General features: G+C 63.3%; 18 protein-coding genes. 12 read left to right on the top strand and 6 right to left on the bottom strand.

Annotated elements, in window-relative coordinates:
- Window positions 1-69: 69 nt before the first annotated feature.
- From FLL57_RS06620 to FLL57_RS06635, 4 genes are all read left to right on the top strand, one after another.
- The gene (locus FLL57_RS06620) at window positions 70-2,205 is read left to right on the top strand and encodes a putative bifunctional diguanylate cyclase/phosphodiesterase (RefSeq protein WP_235677223.1); all 2,136 of its coding nucleotides are present in this window, start codon (window positions 70-72) and stop codon (window positions 2,203-2,205) included.
- A 245-nt stretch (window positions 2,206-2,450) separates the two neighbouring features.
- Complete coding sequence (locus tag FLL57_RS06625; RefSeq protein ID WP_142882454.1) at window positions 2,451-3,881, top strand: aldehyde dehydrogenase family protein; 1,431 nt, start codon at window positions 2,451-2,453, stop codon at window positions 3,879-3,881.
- 353 nt (window positions 3,882-4,234) lie between these two features.
- Complete coding sequence (locus FLL57_RS06630) at window positions 4,235-5,941, top strand: IlvD/Edd family dehydratase (protein ID WP_142882455.1); 1,707 nt, start codon at window positions 4,235-4,237, stop codon at window positions 5,939-5,941.
- 88 nt (window positions 5,942-6,029) lie between these two features.
- Window positions 6,030-6,725: a DUF899 family protein gene (locus FLL57_RS06635; protein WP_047307522.1), complete on the top strand. Its 696-nt coding sequence runs from the start codon at window positions 6,030-6,032 to the stop codon at window positions 6,723-6,725.
- A gap of 19 nt (window positions 6,726-6,744) precedes the next feature.
- On the opposite strand, the gene cowN is transcribed toward FLL57_RS06635, so the two are convergent.
- On the bottom strand, window positions 6,745-7,023 hold the full coding sequence (gene cowN / locus FLL57_RS06640) for a N(2)-fixation sustaining protein CowN (RefSeq protein ID WP_013503056.1): 279 nt from the start codon (window positions 7,021-7,023) through the stop codon (window positions 6,745-6,747).
- A 395-nt stretch (window positions 7,024-7,418) separates the two neighbouring features.
- Between cowN and FLL57_RS06645 the strand changes: the two genes are divergently transcribed.
- Complete coding sequence (locus tag FLL57_RS06645) at window positions 7,419-8,615, top strand: DUF2778 domain-containing protein (protein WP_142882456.1); 1,197 nt, start codon at window positions 7,419-7,421, stop codon at window positions 8,613-8,615.
- A 133-nt stretch (window positions 8,616-8,748) separates the two neighbouring features.
- Entirely contained in the window at window positions 8,749-9,081 is a 333-nt protein-coding gene (locus FLL57_RS06650) for a hypothetical protein (protein ID WP_013503054.1), read from the top strand.
- A gap of 636 nt (window positions 9,082-9,717) precedes the next feature.
- Here FLL57_RS06650 and FLL57_RS06660 read toward each other — a convergent pair.
- A complete protein-coding gene (locus tag FLL57_RS06660; RefSeq protein WP_142882458.1) occupies window positions 9,718-10,467 on the bottom strand; it encodes an SDR family NAD(P)-dependent oxidoreductase in 750 nt (249 codons plus the stop codon).
- Between the two features lie 89 nt (window positions 10,468-10,556).
- Between FLL57_RS06660 and FLL57_RS06665 the strand changes: the two genes are divergently transcribed.
- Window positions 10,557-10,871, top strand: coding sequence for an ArsR/SmtB family transcription factor (locus FLL57_RS06665; RefSeq protein WP_142882459.1), 315 nt, complete (start codon window positions 10,557-10,559; stop codon window positions 10,869-10,871).
- An 80-nt stretch (window positions 10,872-10,951) separates the two neighbouring features.
- Here the strand turns inward: FLL57_RS06665 and FLL57_RS06670 are convergent, their stop codons facing one another.
- The gene (locus tag FLL57_RS06670; RefSeq protein ID WP_142882460.1) at window positions 10,952-11,647 is read right to left on the bottom strand and encodes a UPF0149 family protein; all 696 of its coding nucleotides are present in this window, start codon (window positions 11,645-11,647) and stop codon (window positions 10,952-10,954) included.
- A gap of 160 nt (window positions 11,648-11,807) precedes the next feature.
- Between FLL57_RS06670 and FLL57_RS06675 the strand changes: the two genes are divergently transcribed.
- Entirely contained in the window at window positions 11,808-12,107 is a 300-nt protein-coding gene (locus FLL57_RS06675) for a type II toxin-antitoxin system RelE/ParE family toxin (RefSeq protein ID WP_235677224.1), read from the top strand.
- A 23-nt stretch (window positions 12,108-12,130) separates the two neighbouring features.
- On the top strand, window positions 12,131-12,421 hold the full coding sequence (locus FLL57_RS06680) for a helix-turn-helix domain-containing protein (protein ID WP_142882461.1): 291 nt from the start codon (window positions 12,131-12,133) through the stop codon (window positions 12,419-12,421).
- Between the two features lie 68 nt (window positions 12,422-12,489).
- On the opposite strand, the gene FLL57_RS06685 is transcribed toward FLL57_RS06680, so the two are convergent.
- The 3 genes from FLL57_RS06685 to groES all read right to left on the bottom strand — a co-directional run bounded on the left by FLL57_RS06685 (window position 12,490) and on the right by groES (window position 15,935).
- Window positions 12,490-13,677 (bottom strand): right-handed parallel beta-helix repeat-containing protein, encoded by a 1,188-nt coding sequence (locus FLL57_RS06685; RefSeq protein WP_142882462.1) that lies wholly within the window; start codon window positions 13,675-13,677, stop codon window positions 12,490-12,492.
- 150 nt (window positions 13,678-13,827) lie between these two features.
- Entirely contained in the window at window positions 13,828-15,468 is a 1,641-nt protein-coding gene (gene groL, locus FLL57_RS06690) for a chaperonin GroEL (protein ID WP_142882463.1), read from the bottom strand.
- A gap of 152 nt (window positions 15,469-15,620) precedes the next feature.
- Window positions 15,621-15,935: a co-chaperone GroES gene (gene groES, locus FLL57_RS06695; protein ID WP_013503045.1), complete on the bottom strand. Its 315-nt coding sequence runs from the start codon at window positions 15,933-15,935 to the stop codon at window positions 15,621-15,623.
- Between the two features lie 443 nt (window positions 15,936-16,378).
- Between groES and FLL57_RS06700 the strand changes: the two genes are divergently transcribed.
- The 3 genes from FLL57_RS06700 (at window position 16,379) to FLL57_RS06710 (ending at window position 17,705) form a co-directional block, all read left to right on the top strand.
- The gene (locus tag FLL57_RS06700) at window positions 16,379-16,663 is read left to right on the top strand and encodes an usg protein (protein ID WP_047307529.1); all 285 of its coding nucleotides are present in this window, start codon (window positions 16,379-16,381) and stop codon (window positions 16,661-16,663) included.
- A 76-nt stretch (window positions 16,664-16,739) separates the two neighbouring features.
- Window positions 16,740-17,003 (top strand): hypothetical protein, encoded by a 264-nt coding sequence (locus tag FLL57_RS06705; RefSeq protein WP_142882464.1) that lies wholly within the window; start codon window positions 16,740-16,742, stop codon window positions 17,001-17,003.
- Window positions 17,004-17,705, top strand: a complete 702-nt coding sequence (locus tag FLL57_RS06710; RefSeq protein ID WP_047307531.1) for a zeta toxin family protein — start codon at window positions 17,004-17,006, stop codon at window positions 17,703-17,705. It abuts the gene before it with no gap.
- The last annotated feature ends 97 nt before the right edge of the window (window positions 17,706-17,802 follow it).

Raw genomic sequence — 17,802 nt, forward strand, 5'->3', positions numbered from 1 at the left:
CGTCGCGTACGACTTCGCGTCGTCATCGCTTGCCGGCTGCACGCTGCAATATTCCCGATATCATGAGTATTGGTTGCGGCGCGGCGTTCGGTCCCTGCAGCTTCGGCCAATTCTGTGACCGCTTTAAGCATTAGGCAAAACCCGGATGCCAGAGTGCGAAGCGAAAGCAGGTTCCAATCGCCGATGGCCGAACTATCTTCCGCACCTAGCGCCCACTCGTTGGGGATGATCGCCCTGGCTGCCGTGCTGTGTGCGCTCGGCGTCGTCGCGAGCTATGGCGGGCTGCGCAGCATCCGGGTCAGCGAAGGCAAGGTGCGTCGGCATTGGATGTGGGCCACCGCCCCAGCGGCGACGAGCGCGGTCGCCGCTGCTGCCGCACTGGCGCTGCTGGTCGCCTCGGACGCGCCGTCGGCGCCGATCTGGGCACTCGGGCTGATGACCGGCTCGGTGATCGCCACCACCTGCTTTGCGATGATGGCGGTGTGGCTGAATTTGCTCGCAGGCCGCCGCACCCGCCTGACCTTGGCCGAGCGTGACATGCTGCTCGACGCGATCGTCAACGATACAGCGCGCGGCTTTTGTCTGTTCGACGCCGGCGGCAGGTTGCAGCTCTGGAACGAGGCGTTCCTCGACATCTACGGAATCCCGCCCGGCCGCGATATCGCCGGCAAAAGCCTGCTTCGGATACTGGCGCTGATGCGTAGTGCCGGCAACTTCGTCACTGAGCCGGGACAACTGATCGAGTTGCGCGCGGCGCTGGTCTCCCGCGGTCCGACCAGCGTGGTGGCCGATTTGCGCGACGGGCGGCACATCCGGATCCACCTGAAGCGTCTGCCGAACGGCGGCTGGATCGCCAAGCATGTCGATATTACCGATCACAAACAGGCCGAGCAGCGTTTCGCCTATCTGGCGCTGCACGACGTCGCCACCGGTCTGCCCAATCGTGCCGCCTTCAACGAGCGGATCGTGGCAAGCGTCGAACAGGCCCGCCGGTTCGACGCCAGCTTTGCGGTGATCCGGCTCGGCATCGACCGCTTCAAGGAGATCAACGACGTGTTCGGCCAGGCGGTCGGCGATGCGGTCCTGGCCGAGATGGCGCGGCGCCTCGCCGATACCTGCCATTGGGGCTTTCTGGCCCGGCCCGGCGGCGACGAGTTTTCGATCGTCACACCGCCGGACGCTGCGGCGGACTCGATCCAGGACGTCTGCCGGCAACTGGCCCGGTTGTGCGATTCCGAATTCGAGGTCGACGGCCACCGGATCAGAGTCGGCGCGACCGCCGGCGTCAGCGTCTATCCGCGCGACGGCGAGGATGCCGATGCGCTGATCGCTCATGCCGACGTGGCGCTGTATCGCGCCAAGACCGAGCAGCGCGGCACGGTGTGTCTGTTCGAGCCGGCGATGGACCTGCAGATCCGCGAAAAGCGCGCGCTGCAGCGCGAGCTCGCGGTGGCGCTGGAGCAGCGGCAGTTCGAAATCCACTACCAGCCGCAAGCGACTACGTCCGGTGAGATCGTGGGCTTCGAGGCGCTGCTGCGGTGGCGTCATCCGATCCGGGGCATGGTGTCGCCGGCGCTGTTCGTGCCGCTGGCCGAAGAGACCGGGCAGATCGGTCCGATCGACGAATGGGTGCTGCGCAGCGTCTGTACCGAGGCGGCGTCGTGGGCCAAGCCGCTTGCGATCGCCGTCAACTTCTCGCCGCTCGATTTCCGCCGTCTCGACGTGCCGGCGCTGATTCTGCAAGTCCTGCTGGAGACCGGGCTGGAGCCGTCACGGCTCGAGATCGAAATCACCGAAGGCGTGCTGATCGACGACTTTTCCGGCGCGATCGCGATCCTGCGCAAGATCAAGAATCTCGGCGTGCGCGTCGCGATGGACGATTTCGGCGCCGGCTATTCGTCGCTGTCGTACCTGCAATCGTTTCCGTTCGACAAGATCAAGATCGATCAGGCGTTCACTCGCAAGCTCGAGATCAACCCGGAAACGGCCGCGATCGTCGAAGCGATCCTCAGCCTGGCGCGCACGCTGAAACTGCCGGTGATCGCCGAAGGCGTCGAGACCGAAAGCCAGCTCGCGTTCCTGGCCCGTGCCGGCTGCGACGAAGTGCAGGGCTATCTGATCGGGCGGCCGCAGCCGATCGCGCATTACCGTGCCCTCACTGCCGCCGAGGCGACGGGCGCGGGGCGGGTCGCCAAAGCCGTTTGATGTTGCGTTGCAGCAGGATCGCTGCAATTTCCGTCTGATGGTAGAAGATCCCTGTCGATCACGCCGCACACGCGCAATTGTGCGACCATGCCTTGCGACGCGGATGCCGGTGAATTTATATGCAGTTCCCGCACAATGGCGGTGGTCGATAGTCGGTCCGTGCATCGAGGCGAGCGCCTCGCGCAACGGCACCGATCCTGATCACACTCACCACCAACCACCCGCGATCAAGCAAGAGGTTCACGATGGTCAACCGCATGCAGTTCTACATCGATGGCGCCTGGGTCGATCCCGTCGTCAAGAAGTCGACGCCGGTCTTCAATCCCGCCACCGAAGAGGCGATGTATGAGGTTGCGCTCGGCTCCAAGGCCGATGTCGACAAGGCGGTCGCCGCGGCCAAGCGCGCGTTCGAGACGTTCTCGGTGACCAGCCGCGAAGAGCGTATCGCGCTGCTCGAAAAGATCATCGCGGTCTACAAGAGCCGGATGAAGGAGATCGGCGCGGCGATTTCCGACGAGATGGGCGCCCCGCTGCCGATGGCCGAAAAGATGCAGGCCGGCGCCGGCCTCGGTCACATCATGTCGACCCTCGACGTCTTGAAGAACTATCAGTTCGAGGAGCCGATGGGCTCGGCGATGATCGTGCGCGAGCCGATCGGCGTCATCGGCATGATCACGCCGTGGAACTGGCCGCTCAACCAGATCGCCTGCAAGGTCGCCCCCGCGATCGCGGCGGGTTGCACCATGATCCTGAAGCCGTCGGAATTCACCCCGACCTCTGCGCTGATCTTCGCCGAAATCCTGCACGAAGCCGGCGTGCCGAAGGGCGTGTTCAACCTCGTCAACGGCCTCGGCCCCGAGGTCGGCGCGGCGATGAGCGAGCATCCGGACATCGACATGATCTCGTTCACCGGCTCGACCCGCGCCGGCATCGACGTCGCCCAGCGCGCGGCGCCGACGGTGAAGCGCGTCAGCCAGGAACTCGGCGGCAAGTCGCCCAACGTGATCCTCGAGGACGCCGACCTGACCAAGGCGGTGACCGGCGGCGTGATGCACATGTTCAACAACTCCGGCCAGTCGTGCAACGCGCCGAGCCGGATGATCGTGCCGCTGTCGAAGATGCAGGAGGTCGCCGCGATCGCCAAGGGCGTCGCCGAGAAGACCAAGGCCGGTGATCCCCGCGCCGAGGGCACCACCATCGGCCCGGTGGTCAACCGAATCCAGTGGGACAAGATCCAGGCGCTGATCAACAAGGGCATCGAAGAAGGCGCGACGCTGGTCGCCGGCGGCCCCGGCCTGCCGGAAGGGGTCAACAAGGGCTTCTATGTGCGCCCGACGGTGTTCGCCGACGTCACCAAGAACATGACGATCGCGCGCGAAGAAATCTTCGGGCCGGTGCTGGTGATCATGGGCGCCAAGGATGAGAACGAGGCGGTCGAGCTCGCCAACGACACGCCATATGGTTTGGCCGGCTATGTTTCGGCCGGCTCGGTCGATCGCGCCCGCGCGGTCGGCCGCAAGATCCGCGCCGGCAACGTCAACCTGCAAGGCGTGCCCAACGAACGCACCGCGCCGTTCGGCGGCTACAAGCAGTCGGGCAACGGCCGCGAGTGGGGCAAGTTCGGTCTCGAAGAATATCTCGAGGTCAAGGCGATCGCCGGCTTCAACGCCGCCTGATCGATCCCGCAACTATTTGGTGAGCTACGCCGGGACGGTTCCTCCGTCTCGGCGTTTCTCTTTTTCGCGTTGTTCCGGGTCCGGTACTCGTCCGAGTAGTTGGTTCATCTTACCGTCGCTAAAAGGAGCTTAAGTGCCGTGGCTCCGGGGCGATCGACTCGCCCGAACGAGGGCGAAGGATTCGATGAACACGTTGCCTTCCGATTCCCACCGACGCCAGTTCCTGACCATCGCCTTCAGTGGCGTCGCGATTCTGATCGCGCTGGTTGTGGCCAAAGCGATCACCTGACCACGCGATTGACATCGGTGGCCGCCGTCCTTCAAGTGCCTGCGAAACTGCAGCGGGACGGACCATGGCCGACGGATTGCGCAAGGGACTGACAGCATACGGCGATTCGGGATTTTCGCTGTTCCTGCGCAAAGCCTTCATCAAGGCGATGGGCTATTCGGACGACGCCCTCGACCGGCCGATCGTCGGCATCACCAACACTCACAGCGACTACAATCCCTGTCACGGCAACGCCCCGCAGATCATCGAGGCGGTGAAGCGCGGCGTGATGCTGGCCGGGGCGATGCCGATGGTGTTTCCGACCATTTCGATCGCCGAGAGCTTCGCGCATCCGACCTCGATGTACTTGCGCAACCTGATGGCGATGGACACCGAGGAGATGATCCGCGCCCAGCCGATGGACGCGGTGGTGGTGATCGGCGGCTGCGACAAGACCCTGCCGGCGCAAGTGATGGCCGCGGTGTCGGCCGATCTGCCGACGGTGGTGATCCCGGTCGGCCCCATGGTGGTCGGCCATCACAAGGGCGAGGTGCTCGGCGCCTGCACCGACTGCCGGCGGCTATGGGCGAAGTATCGCGCCGGCGAGATCGACGATGCCGGGATCGAAGCGGTCAACGGCCGGCTGGCGCCGTCGGTCGGCACCTGCATGGTGATGGGCACGGCTTCGACGATGGCCTGCATGATCGAGGCGATGGGGCTGTCGCTGCCGATGAGCGCGACGATCCCGGCGCCGCATGCCGAGCGGTTTCGCTCCGCCGAGGCGAGCGGCCGGGTCGCCGCCGCGATGGCCAAAGCCAAGGGGCCGCGCCCGAGCGAGATCCTGACGCCGGCCGCGTTTCGCAACGCGCAGGTGGTGCTGCAGGCGATCGGTGGTTCGACCAACGGGCTGATCCATCTCACCGCGATCGCCGGCCGCGTGCCGCACCGGATCGATCTCGACGAGTTCGATGCGATCGGCCGCAAGGTGCCGGTGCTGGTCGATCTGAAGCCGTCCGGCGCGCACTACATGGAGCATTTTCATCACGCCGGCGGTGTGCCGAAGCTGATGGCGCAGCTCGGCGAGTTGATCGAGCTCGACGCCAGTACCGTGACCGGCGCGACGCTGCGTGAGGTCGTGGCGCAGGCGGAGGACGTCCCGGGGCAGGATGTGATCCGCTCGCGCGACAATCCGATCCGCGGCGAGGGCGGGCTCGCGGTGCTGCACGGCAACCTGGCGCCGCGCGGCGCGCTGATCAAACACGCCGCCGCATCGCCCGGCCTGCTGCGGCACACCGGCCGCGCGGTGGTGTTCGACTCGCTGGAAGACATGGCGCGGCGGATCGACGATCCCGATCTCGACGTTGCAGCCGATGATGTGCTGGTGCTGCGCAACGCCGGGCCGAAAGGCGCGCCAGGGATGCCGGAGGCCGGCTATCTGCCGATCCCGCTGAAGCTGGCGCGGGCAGGGGTGAAGGACATGGTGCGGATTTCCGACGCGCGGATGAGCGGCACCGCGTTCGGCACCATCGTGCTGCACGTCACCCCGGAGAGCGCCGAGGGCGGACCGCTGGCGCTGGTGCAGACCGGCGACCGCATCGCACTCGACGTCGCCGCGCGGCGCATCGATCTGCTGATCGACGAGGCCGAGCTCGCACGCCGCCGCGCCTCGTTGCCGGCGACCGTGGCGATGCGGCCCGCCCGCGGCTATGCGCAACTGTTTCACGACGCGGTGCTGCAGGCGGACGACGGCTGCGACTTCGATTTCCTCACCGCGTCCGGCCGCTCGTCCTAGCGGGTTCCAACCCGAGGTTCATCGTCGGCTGTCGGATCGCCGCAGGCTCGTTCGTCTCATGGAGACACCATGGATCGAAGGAGCCGCCATGACCCTGAAGCCTGCGATCGAGCTCGCCCGCGCCGCCGGCGTGCGCTATCCGAACGAGAGTGCCGACTATCGCCGTGCCCGCGAGGCGTTGCTCGCCGAAGAGATCGAACTGCGGCGCCACATCGAGGCTGTGGCCGAGCAGCGCCGGCGGTTGCCGCCGGGCGGCGAAGTCACAAAGTCCTACGCTTTCGAAGGCGAGGGTGGGCCGACCGACTTCGCCGGCCTGTTCGGCGGCAAGCAGAGCCTCGTGGTCTACAATTTCATGTACGGCCCGCAGCGCGCCGAGCCGTGCCCGATGTGCACCTCACTGCTGAGCGGATGGGACGGCGAGGTGCCGGACATCACCCAGCGGGTGGCGCTCGCCATCATCGCGCGCTCGCCGATCGATCGCCTGACTGCGTTCAAACGGCAGCGCGGCTGGCGCCATCTGCCGCTGTTCACTGACCTGACCGGCGCGTTCAGCCGGGACTATCACGGGGTCACCCCGGACGGAGACGAGGTACCGGCGTTCAATGTCTTCACCTGCCGCGACGGCGTGATCCGGCACTTCTGGGGCGGCGAGATGACCGGTGCGACCAGCGATCCGGGGCAGGACCCGCGCGGCGCGCCGGATCTGATGCCGCTGTGGACCATCCTCGACACCACGCCGGAGGGCAGAGGCTCCGGCTGGTATCCGCGCCTGCGCTATCCGTGAGGCGGCTGCGCCAGCCGGGTCACATCAGGTTGGCTTCCAGATCCTCCAGCATCTCGAGGGTTTCGAGATCGCCGTTGTCTTCCAAGAGCTCGCGCAGCGTCGGCAGGTAGTTGTGCAGAATGCGGAGATCGTCGAGCCCCTGCTTGTCGCGAAGTTCAATGCGCTTCTGGGCGAAGTACGCCCAGAACGGGTTTTCGGCGGCATCGACGTGGCGCTGTAGCCGCTGCATCACCCGCTCGGAGCGCCCCTCCCAGTCGCAGTGTTTGAAGCTGACATAACGATCGAAGGAAGCTGACATTCCGGGCCTCAAAACGTAAGAACGCGGCTCAGATGCAATCGGTATGCCATGGTTGGTGAGTCGCAGCGAGGTGCGCCGAAGCGTCACGGGGCCGGTCCGGAACCCGCTTTCAACCTCCCGTAGTATTCCGGGGACAACCGCCAAAACAGGGCGGAACCGCCGAGCGGCGCTCCAGATCGGGTTCCGTGCTTAAGCAAGTATCTGATCTAACGAGAAATTATGTTCCGGGTCGGCGTAACCATTCATTAACCATAACGGAGCATGGTTCCGATGTCAGGCCGCTTAAACTGCATTTAACTAAAACCCGCCTTAATCGCGCTCCTCTGTTCTGCCACATCTGTATGCGGTATCTTGGGTTCGCCGCGAACCGATGGGGAAAGTCGGGAAGCGAGCGAATGAGAGTCGGCACGGGGCGGCGGTCGCTGTCCAACCAACGTGGGGCCCGCTACATGGGGTTTCGAAAATCGCTCGGCGCGATCGGAATCGCGCTGCCGGTGATCGGTTGCGTCTGGACGGTCTATGCCAACACCGTCGGCGCCAGCATCTATCCGACCGTCGGCTCGTGGCGTGATGATCAGGGCAGCCGCTCGTCGATCGAGCGCACCTCGTTCTCCGCACGGTTCGAACCGCTCGCCGCAGCGGCTGATGCCGCGCCGCAATCGATGGCCTCGGTAGCGCTGAAATCCGCGTTCAAGCGCCAAGAGGAGAAGGGCGTCCAGGTCGCCTCCGCAGATCCGACCGACGTTCCGGTGACTGCCAGCGTCCAGGCTGCCGAACCCGCCAAGACCGGCCACCGCTACTACGCGCTGCTCGATCCTTCCTATTCGTTCGGCTTCCAGCCCGACAGGTTCAAACAGCCGGCGCAAAATCGCACAGCCGCTGCCGCCGAGACCGAGGACGATGCCAAGGTCGGCGTCGCGCCGCCGCCGTCGCCGGTGAAGGAAGCGATGAACGTGCCGCTTCCGCCGCAGCGAAAGTCGATCGCCGCGGTCGCTCCGCGCAATCCGTCTCGCAACCCCTTCAGCCACGAGGCGCTGGTCGCCCGCGCCAAATCGGCGATTCTGGTGGCTTCGCAGAACCAGAAGTCGAGCTTCTTCGAAAAGCTGTTCGGCAAGGTCGACAGCCCGGCGCTCGCCTACGCCTCCGCCGACACCAGCGATCTGGACGTCGGTCAGGTTCGCGACAGCGCCTTCAACCCGTCCGACGATGACCGCTACACCGCGGTCTACGACATCACCGCCAAGACCGTGTACATGCCGGACGGCTCCAAGCTCGAGGCGCATTCGGGTCTCGGCGCGCGAATGGATGATCCGCGCCACGTCGCTGTGAAGATGCACGGTGCCACCCCGCCGCACATCTACGACCTGAAGATGCGCGAGCGGCTGTTCCACGGTGTCGCCGCGATCCGCCTCACTCCGGTCGGCGGCGAAGAGGTGATCTTCGGCCGGACCGGACTTCTGGCGCATTCCTACATGCTCGGGCCGCGCGGCGATTCCAACGGCTGCGTGTCGTTCAAGGACTACAACGCATTCCTCCAGGCGTTCAAACGCGGCGAGGTCAAGCGTCTGGTGGTGGTCGGCAACCTGACCTGATCAACTGACCATCACTTCGTCGGCAGGCCCCGCATGCGGCGTGCCCGAATTGCCGTCTCTCCACAATCCGTGAACGCTCCGGCCGGAACTAGTTGGCCGGGCTCGCACTTGGTCGATCAAACGGAGATCGACCATGACCCCACGGCTGTCTGTCGGCGTGATCGCGTTCACCACCTTTGTCGGCGGCGCCGCCGTCGCTCAAGATCAGGGCACGGCCGCGCAGCGCGAGGCCTGCACACCGGATGCGTTCCGCCTGTGCGGGCAGTTCATTCCCGACGCCTCACGGATCGAGAGCTGCCTGCGCGAGGCCGGACCGCGGCTGAGCCCGGCCTGCTACGTGGTGTTCAATCCGCCCAAGACCGACGCTCGACCGCTTCGCACCGTGCGGCGTCAGGCGCCGGCACCGGAGTTCGAGTCACGCGGCGACGAAGGACGTATCGGACGCGGAGATTTCGATCGCTGGTGAGACGGCGATTGACGGCGTTCGACGAACTCACCGCGGCCTGAGCGCAGCGACCAGAATCGCAGGAGCCAGAACGAAGGGGCGGACCGTTTCCGATCCGCCCCTGATTGTTCGCAAGCAGCCGATCGGCCGCAGACCCGCACGGGCTGTCAGCGACAAACCCGCGTGGTGCGAACGACGCGGCGACCGTAGGGGGTGCGGGTCACGACCTTGCGAACCGTGCAACGCGGACCGCGGTGATACGACCGGCGACGTTCCATATGGCGCTGTGCGGAAAAATCGGTGATCGGCGCCGCCGTCGTCGTCTGAGCAGATCGAGCAGGCGAGGCTGCGGAGGCGGGGGCGCTGATCGCAGCCAGACTGAGCGTCACTGCAGCGGCGATAGCAAGGGCGAGTGTCTTCACGAGCTTTCTCCTCTTCGGCCGGACGGGATGCCGGTGCGACATAACGATGAGGAGCGCATTTCGTTGCGACGCTGACGATTCAATTTCTGGAAGCGCGTGACAGCGGAACGTAGCGTACTTCGTCGTACGTTTGCGGCTCGCGCGGCCTCTCTTGCCGCTTGGTGGAAAGTCGCGGTGCCGCCGTGTCGGCGCAGGCCTCGGCGCGCAATCGCCGGGGCCTGCGGGGACGGCGCGCTTACTTCACGCCGCCGGTGACGTGCAGCGTTTCGCCCGTCACGTAAGATGCGCCGTTCGAGGCGAGGAAGGTGACCACCGCGGCGATCTCGGCGGCTTCGCCGATCCGGCCGAGCGGCGTGATGGCTTCGACCTGCTGCCGCATCCCGCTGTCGTGGTAGCCGGCGGCCTTGACCCCTTCGGTGACCACCATGCCGGGATTGACGGCGTTGACGCGGATCTTGCGCGGCGCCAGCTCCTTGGCGAGTACGGCAGTGATCAGGTCGACCGAGGCCTTGGTGGCGCCGTACACCGCGGTGTTCGGCATCGCGATCGTCGAGACCCCGGATGAAATGTTGACGATGCTGCCGCCGTCGTTGAAGCGGCGCGCCGCCGCCTGCGTCACCAGCAGCAGGCCGAGCACGTTGACGTCGAACTGGCGATGGAAATGCTCCGGTGTGATCGCGTCGAGCGGCAGCATCTCGTAAACGCCGGCATTGTTGACCAGCACGTCGATCGGGCCGAACGCCGCCACGGTGGCGTCGACGATCGCCTGCGCCGCTTTCGGATCGGCCACGCTGCCGCCGACCGCGACCGCTTTGCCGCCTTGCGCGGTGATCTTGCGCACCACTTCGTCGGCGCCGTTCTGGTCCGACGCATAGTTGACGGCGACGGATGCGCCCTCGGCCGCGAATCGCAGCGCGATCTCGGCGCCGATGCCCTTCGACGCGCCGGTCACCAGCGCCACCTTGCCTTGCAGAGTCTTGGTCATGGTCGTTCAGTCCTGATCCGAGGTTATGTTCAATAGTTCGGAAATATGGGACTATTGAACCAGATCAAGGGGCCGCCTATATCTTTTTCATGGTGCAGTTCGCTCACCCTGCGCGGGAGGACATCACGCTGGCTGGCGTGCTCGCCGCGCTGGCCGATCCGATGCGGCTGCGGATCGTCAAGGCGCTGCTGCGAGAAGGCGACTGCATGTCCTGCACCGCGGCGGCGCCGTGTCCGGACATCCCGAAGTCGACGCTGTCGAACCACTTTCGTGTGCTGCGTGAAGCCGGCCTGATCCAGACCTCCAAAAAGGGCGTCGAGAACCGCAACGTCGTCCGCGAAGCCGACATCAACGCGCGCTTTCCCGGCCTGCTGAAGGCGATCCTGAAGCACGCGGACGAGTAGGGCGCACGGCTCTCATCGCGACCCGGACCTGTTGTTTGTGGGCGAGGAGATGTGGTCCGAGCCGGAGCGCCGCCCGTTCTTCAGTTCAGTCCGCAGCAGCGCTTGTATTTCTTGCCCGAGCCGCAGGGGCATGGCTCGTTGCGGCCGATCTTGGCGCGCTTCGTGGGCGGCAGGGCCGGCGGCGTTGGCGGCCCCCATTCGATGGTGCGGGGCGAGGGGGCGTTGGCGATCCGCCAGGTATTCAGGGCGATGAGCCAGCCGGTGATTTTGTCGTCGGCCGTCTTTGCCAGGGCTTCGCGGTCGTCTTCGGAGATGTCCACCATCATCGTGGAGATGTCGACCAACCCCGACAGGCCGTCGAACGCCGCGCGTGTCGTGTCGTCGGCATCCTGCAGCCGCTCCCAATGCTCCGGCCACATGTCCACGGCTGCTCCGAAGCCGTCGATCCACATCTCCCAGACCACGTCCCCCGTGCCGATGCCGGGCATCAGCGGACGGTAGCGCTCGGGATGCTCGGCCAGCGTCGTCGCGACCTCGTTGTAGTGCTGCATGATCAGCGCGAAGATGCTGTTGGCGTGATCGAGATCGGTGAACGGCGCCGGTTCGTCCGCGTCGCCGCCCCACACGGTCGGCAGCCAGTCGCCGGGCTTGATCATCTCGGGGCAGACCAGCAGCGCGGCGATGAAGCCGTCGAGCTCTTCGACCTGCATGACGTCAGGGCCGATGTCGGCGAGGTCCTCTTCGAGTTGCGCGAGATGGGGCGGGAGGTCGGGCATGGTGAGGGACCGGTGTTCGAGGGAACGGTAGCGGCACCATCTGTAGCCGAGATCGCACCGCACGCAATCCAGGAGCCGGCCGGAGAGCGCATCAAGCTTCTCGATGTTATCGCATTTTTGCGATAGTCTCCGATCATGCGGTGGGTGGTCGAGACGCTCAATGCAACTGTGGATGCCGAAATCGGAGCATTGCCTGGCCGATATGCGGGCGCGGTTCGTGCGTTTGGCCGAACTGATCGAGCAGATTGGATTCGAGGCTTTGCCGCGCGACAGCGTCAAGCACCTCGAAGCAAGGTTGTGGGAGCTGCGCATCACCGGGCGCGACGGCATCTCCCGCGCCATCTATGTCACTGCGGAGGGCAGGCGCGTGGTGGTGGTGCGGGCCTTCGTCAAGAAGACGCAGAAAACACCTCCGCGCGAACTGGCGATCGCCAGGCAGCGCGCCAAGACCGTCAAATAGGGACCGTTAGTTCGGGAGACGCGATGACCAAGATCAAGGATCTGCACAAGGCCTGGAGCAAAGACCCGGCGTATCGCGCGGAGTACGACGCACTCGAACCGGAGTTCAACGTGATGGCCGCGATCGCCAAGGCGCGCCGTCGCGCCGGCCTCAGCCAGGCCGAACTCGCGCGCCGGATGAACACCACGCAGAGCACGGTTGCGCGACTGGAAAGCGGACGAGGTCAACCGTCGACGCGGACGCTGCTGCGGTTCGCCAAGGCGACGGGGCATAAGTTAAAGATCAGCTTTGAGCCTATGAAGGGGAAGCGGTGAGGGCAGTGAAAGAGAATTCTGCTCGCTTCCGTGTTTCCAGGTGCGGCTGTCATCTTACGATGTCTGTTCTATTTGAAGCTATTGAAATTTGTGTCGATGGTATGTGGAGGCGAAATTAGCGCTTTGTAAGCGTTCTTCTTGAAGGTGCAGTCGTTGATAAACAGTCCGTATCGGCTCTCCCGGCCCTCAAATTTGAATAGCTTCCCGCTCCCAGAATTGCTTTCGAAGTTACATGATTGAAACGTCGTGTCTGCTATGTTGCCTTCCAAGTTGATCAGGTCAAATCCTTCGTTTCGAATAAATGTGCAGTTTCTGAAGGTAACCCCTATTATATCTGTAAGATTGGCGCCGCCATACGTGCACTCTCGTATAACAGTGTCGACAATCTCTATATTCTCGCAGTTCTCAAGCTCAATTCCGTAAGTGCCGCATCCAAAGAAGTCGCAACTCTCTAAAATAATATTGGCGCAATTCTCGAAACGAACGACGCCACCCATGCAGTACCCGGCGGACGTGTGGCCCATTACCAGGTTCCTGAGCGCTATTTCACGGCAATCGACAAAGTGTAAGATCCATGCATAGCGCGGTTCTGCTAGAATGGTACCGTCACAAATGTCCAATCGTTCAGCATTTCGGATCAGAAGTTCCTTTCCGTCGTGAACGTTTTGCCATTCAGCGTGCGGACCGCTGACGGGAAACGCTCGTGATATTATCATTGGTGCGTCGGACTGCAGCTTAGCGTTTAGATTGGATGTGAGGTTGCCAACAAGTTCGGTTGCGGAACGCCATGTCGTCGACCGACGAGTTTCTATCAAGTTTGCTGCAGGTTTTGACTGGGTGGCATTTCTGGAGCCGACATACTTTAACGTTATCTTCTCCGATGGGTGCTCAGGGTCAAAGAAGAATTGGAAGTCGTAGTCATTGCCTTCAATCAAGACATCGTTGATGTGGTCAATCCGAGAAAGGTCAACTACCCAAGTTAGTTGTTCTTTAGTTGTATCGATCTTTGAGGCATTTGTAATGTTGAGGCCTCTAATGCGAACGCCAAGAGGCTTATTTCTTTTTGCTCGCCTGTTTGTTGCCTCCACGACAACAATCAATCTGCTGTCAAAGGTGGGCGACTCAGTTGAGAAAACGGGTCGTCTGGAGAACCAGCGCTCGACCAATGTCTTGCCGGCCGGAGTCGCAAAGATCAAAGCGATAGCGCCAATGCCCGAGAGCGCATATGTGCCGTAGTCGACAATGATACTTATCAAGCGAGCCACCAGATCGAATGTGATTCGATAATCTAGTCGGGCTTGGTGCCCATCCGCATCTATTAATCCAGATATCCAAAGCCCACTTGTGGCACAATAAAAGCCCGGCGTTTCCGCCGGGCTTCATTGTCTTTGCGAAGGTCGCTGGACTTAGAAGTCCATGCCGCCCATGCCGCCGCCCGGGGGCATCGCGGGGCCGCCGGCGTTCTTCTTCGGCAGTTCGGCGATCATCGCTTCGGTGGTGATCAGCAGCGCTGCGACCGACGCGGCGTTCTGGATCGCGGTGCGGACCACCTTAGTCGGGTCGATGATGCCCTTCTTGACCAGGTCGCCGTATTCGCCCGACTGCGAGTCGAAGCCGTAGGCGTACTGCTCCTTCTCGAGCACCTTGCCGACGATCACCGAGCCGTCTTCGCCGGCGTTGATGGCGATCTGGCGGGCCGGGGCGGAGAGGGCGCGACGGACGATCTCGACGCCGGTCTTCTGGTCGTCGTTCTTGGTGCGCAGGCCCTTGAGCTGCTCGGAGGCGCGCAGCAGCGCGACGCCGCCGCCCGGAACGATGCCTTCCTCGACCGCGGCGCGGGTGGCGTGCATCGCGTCATCAACGCGATCCTTGCGCTCCTTCACCTCGACCTCGGTGGCGCCGCCGACGCGGATCACCGCGACGCCGCCGGCGAGCTTGGCCAGACGCTCCTGCAGCTTCTCGCGGTCGTAGTCCGAGGTGGTTTCCTCGATCTGCGCCTTGATCTGCGCGACGCGGGCTTCGATGTCGGCCTTCTTGCCGGCGCCGTTGACGATCGTAGTGTTCTCCTTGTCGATCATCACCTTCTTGGCGCGACCCAGCATCTGCAGGGTGACGTTCTCCATCTTGATGCCGAGGTCTTCCGAGATCGCCTGGCCGCCGGTCAGGATCGCGATGTCCTGCAGCATGGCCTTGCGGCGGTCACCGAAGCCCGGCGCCTTGACGGCCGCGACCTTGAGGCCGCCGCGCAGACGGTTGACCACGAGGGTGGCGAGGGCTTCGCCTTCGACGTCCTCGGCGACAATCACCAGCGGCTTGCCGGTCTGCACCACCGCTTCGAGCAGCGGCAGCAGCTCGTTGAGGTTGGAGAGCTTCTTCTCGTTGATCAGGATGTAGGCGTCGTCGAATTCAACGCGCATCTTGTCGGCGTTGGTGACGAAGTAGGGCGAGATGTAGCCGCGGTCGAACTGCATGCCCTCGACGACGTCGAGTTCGGTCTCGAGCGACTTGGCTTCCTCGACGGTGATGACACCCTCGTTGCCGACCTTCTTCATCGCGTCGGCGAGGAACTTGCCGATTTCGGCGTCGCCGTTGGCCGAGATGGTGCCGACCTGGGCGATCTCGTCGTTCGAGGTGACCTTCTTGGAGTTCTTGACGAGGTCGGCGACCACGGCTTCCACCGCCAGGTCGATACCACGCTTCAGATCCATCGGATTCATGCCGGCGGCAACCGCCTTGGCGCCTTCGCGGACGATCGCCTGGGCCAGCACGGTCGCGGTGGTGGTGCCGTCACCGGCGGCGTCGGCCGACTTCGAGGCGACTTCGCGCACCATCTGGGCGCCCATGTTCTCGAACTTGTCGTCGAGCTCGATGTCCTTGGCGACGGTGACGCCGTCCTTGGTGATGCGCGGCGCACCGAACGACTTGTCGAGCACGACGTTACGGCCCTTCGGACCGAGCGTGACCTTCACGGCATTGGCGAGAATGTCCACGCCGCGCAGCATGCGGTCGCGGGCGTCGACGCCGAATTTGACTTCTTTAGCGGACATATGAGGTTTCCCTTGGGGTTATGGCGAGACCTCATCCTGAGGAGCGGACCGCAGGTCCGCGTCTCGAAGGATGAGTGGGTTCAGTGTGTGAAGCTCACCCTTCGAGACGCGCCTTGCAGGCGCTCCTCAGGGTGAGGGGCTTTGCCTGTGACTTAGGCCGCCTTCTTCTTGGCGCCGGCGTCGGTGATGACGCCCATGATGTCGCTTTCCTTCATGATCAGCAGCTCTTTGCCGTCGATCTTGACTTCGGTGCCGCTCCACTTGCCGAACAGCACCCGGTCACCGACCTTGAGGTCGATCGGGATCAGCTTGCCGGCTTCGTCGCGGCCGCCCGGGCCGACGGCGACGACTTCGCCCTGCGAGGGCTTTTCCTTGGCCGTGTCAGGAATGATGATACCGCCTGCGGTCTTCTCTTCGGCGTCGATGCGCTTGACCACGACGCGGTCGTGAAGCGGACGGAAGTTCATGCAAGTCCTCCTAAGTTTCTGAACTTGTTTCAGAAATCGAAATTTTGGCAGTCGCGGACACCGAGTGCCAGCGCGACAGGGACGAGATAGTCGAGGGATTTTGGACAGACAAGGGCTGCGCGCGAAATTTTTAGCACTCGCGCGGAACATCTGCCAAACACCGTGAACGAGGATGCGGCGGCGATCAAGCCCCGAGTGTCCCGTGGCCTTCGGTGCCTCTGCTAGCACTTGAGTTAAGTCGCTGCCAACGCTAACTTTTTCTGCATTTGCGGTCGATTTTGCACTTGAGATGCCCAGCCGACATGCGTCACATTTTCAGATGCGCGGGACTGGCAAGTGAAGACCGGAGCCAGCCCCGCGGGGACAGCAGACGGAAGGACGGCATTCCCAGGCAATCCCGGTCATGAACTGTTGCGGAATGGCTGGTTCGGGAAGGAGGATTTATGGTCGAACGAGGTGCAGTTTCTGAAGACTTCAGGAAGCAGGTGCTCGGCTACGGTCTGACTACCGCCGAGATTCTCTATCGCCGCCCCGACCGGCAGTGGCTGCTGCAGAGCTACACGTGGCAGGACTACGACCTGTGTCCGACATTCCCAGAACTCTTCAAATTTCTTGCTTTCTGGCAGACCAAGCTCGAAGGGCCGCTGTTTGCGGTTCGCGTGGCTCATTCAGATCTCGTGCAACCTGCGGAATTCAAGGCAGTTGACGGCCTGTTTCGACTGAACTGAACGCGGTCGCTAACTGGCTTTTGCTGGGCAGACAACCTACGTTAGCGGAGCGGAGCTGGCGTAGTGAGGTGGTTGAATGCGCAAACGTGCGGTGGACTTGTCGTTGGAGGAATTGGCAGCGTTGGGCGGCAATGCCGCCTTGAGAGCCGCCAAGCGAGCTCAGGACGCAGGTTTGGTCGTGACGGGCACGGTCGATTTCCTGGAGAATGGCCAGGCCGCTTCGAAACTCGCGCAGCGGCAACCATCCGGGTTGGTGGCCGTTTTCGAGGACGGCATCAATTCCGATCCAGTGGCGGCGAATTCGGACATGTCCAAACAGAACCATGGACGGAGCGATTGATTGCCTGACGCGCCGTTCCTTCTGGTGATCGCCGGTCCAAACGGGTCCGGCAAGAGTACTCTCGTAGATTACTTGATGGAAGCCGGCATCGATTGTGGCGAGCACATCAACGCGGACCAGATCGCGACGACGCTCGATTTGCCTGAGCCTCGGCGTTCGAAGCAAGCGCAACAGATTGCCGATTTTCAGCGACAGACCTGCTTGGATAGGAGGCTCGACTTCAGCTTTGAGACGGTGATGTCGCATCCAAGCAAGGTCGACTTCATGATCCGGGCCGATGATGCCGGTTATGATGTGACGCTGTATTTCGTATGTACCTCTGATCCGGACATCAACGTATCCCGTGTAGAGAATCGAGTTGCCGCCGGTGGGCATGACGTCCCACGAGATCGGATCATGGCGCGATACCATCGGGCTCTTGGTCTGTTGCCCAGCGCGGCCCTGATCGCGAAACGGACCGTCCTATTCGATAACAGTGCGATCGTCGGATTCTTGCCGAATTCGCTGCTTCCCAACCAGAAATCCGGCTTACGGCCGGTCGGTGAAGTTCTTCGCGACGGAAACAGTTACGACGTCATGCTTGAGGCGGATGTGCCTGCGTGGGTTGTCGAACACTTGGTATCTCCGCTCGATTCGCTCGCACACCAGGCAGAGGGCAAGCTTTTGTTGACAATTAGTCAAATGCCGAACGGACTGGGATGAAGACGACCTACGTCATCCCCCGACCGCCGCGCCTGTCAGGCAGGTGGTGAGCGGGCCGGAGACGATCGACTTGAAGCCGAGCTTGCTCGCGCTCGGC

The sequence above is a fragment of the Rhodopseudomonas palustris genome (assembly GCF_007005445.1).
Classification (GTDB): domain Bacteria; phylum Pseudomonadota; class Alphaproteobacteria; order Rhizobiales; family Xanthobacteraceae; genus Rhodopseudomonas; species Rhodopseudomonas palustris_G.

Bases quoted from the DNA above. Each gene is read 5' to 3' on its own strand.
- FLL57_RS06625 (WP_142882454.1), top strand. From the start codon at position 2,451: ATGGTCAACCGCATGCAGTTCTACATCGATGGCGCCTGGGTCGATCCC.
- FLL57_RS06630 (WP_142882455.1), top strand. From the start codon at position 4,235: ATGGCCGACGGATTGCGCAAGGGACTGACAGCATACGGCGATTCGGGA.
- FLL57_RS06635 (WP_047307522.1), top strand. From the start codon at position 6,030: ATGACCCTGAAGCCTGCGATCGAGCTCGCCCGCGCCGCCGGCGTGCGC.
- cowN (WP_013503056.1), bottom strand. From the start codon at position 7,023: ATGTCAGCTTCCTTCGATCGTTATGTCAGCTTCAAACACTGCGACTGG.
- FLL57_RS06645 (WP_142882456.1), top strand. From the start codon at position 7,419: ATGAGAGTCGGCACGGGGCGGCGGTCGCTGTCCAACCAACGTGGGGCC.
- FLL57_RS06650 (WP_013503054.1), top strand. From the start codon at position 8,749: ATGACCCCACGGCTGTCTGTCGGCGTGATCGCGTTCACCACCTTTGTC.
- FLL57_RS06660 (WP_142882458.1), bottom strand. From the start codon at position 10,467: ATGACCAAGACTCTGCAAGGCAAGGTGGCGCTGGTGACCGGCGCGTCG.
- FLL57_RS06665 (WP_142882459.1), top strand. From the start codon at position 10,557: ATGGTGCAGTTCGCTCACCCTGCGCGGGAGGACATCACGCTGGCTGGC.
- FLL57_RS06670 (WP_142882460.1), bottom strand. From the start codon at position 11,647: ATGCCCGACCTCCCGCCCCATCTCGCGCAACTCGAAGAGGACCTCGCC.
- FLL57_RS06675 (WP_235677224.1), top strand. From the start codon at position 11,808: ATGCAACTGTGGATGCCGAAATCGGAGCATTGCCTGGCCGATATGCGG.
- FLL57_RS06680 (WP_142882461.1), top strand. From the start codon at position 12,131: ATGACCAAGATCAAGGATCTGCACAAGGCCTGGAGCAAAGACCCGGCG.
- groL (WP_142882463.1), bottom strand. From the start codon at position 15,468: ATGTCCGCTAAAGAAGTCAAATTCGGCGTCGACGCCCGCGACCGCATG.
- groES (WP_013503045.1), bottom strand. From the start codon at position 15,935: ATGAACTTCCGTCCGCTTCACGACCGCGTCGTGGTCAAGCGCATCGAC.
- FLL57_RS06700 (WP_047307529.1), top strand. From the start codon at position 16,379: ATGGTCGAACGAGGTGCAGTTTCTGAAGACTTCAGGAAGCAGGTGCTC.
- FLL57_RS06705 (WP_142882464.1), top strand. From the start codon at position 16,740: ATGCGCAAACGTGCGGTGGACTTGTCGTTGGAGGAATTGGCAGCGTTG.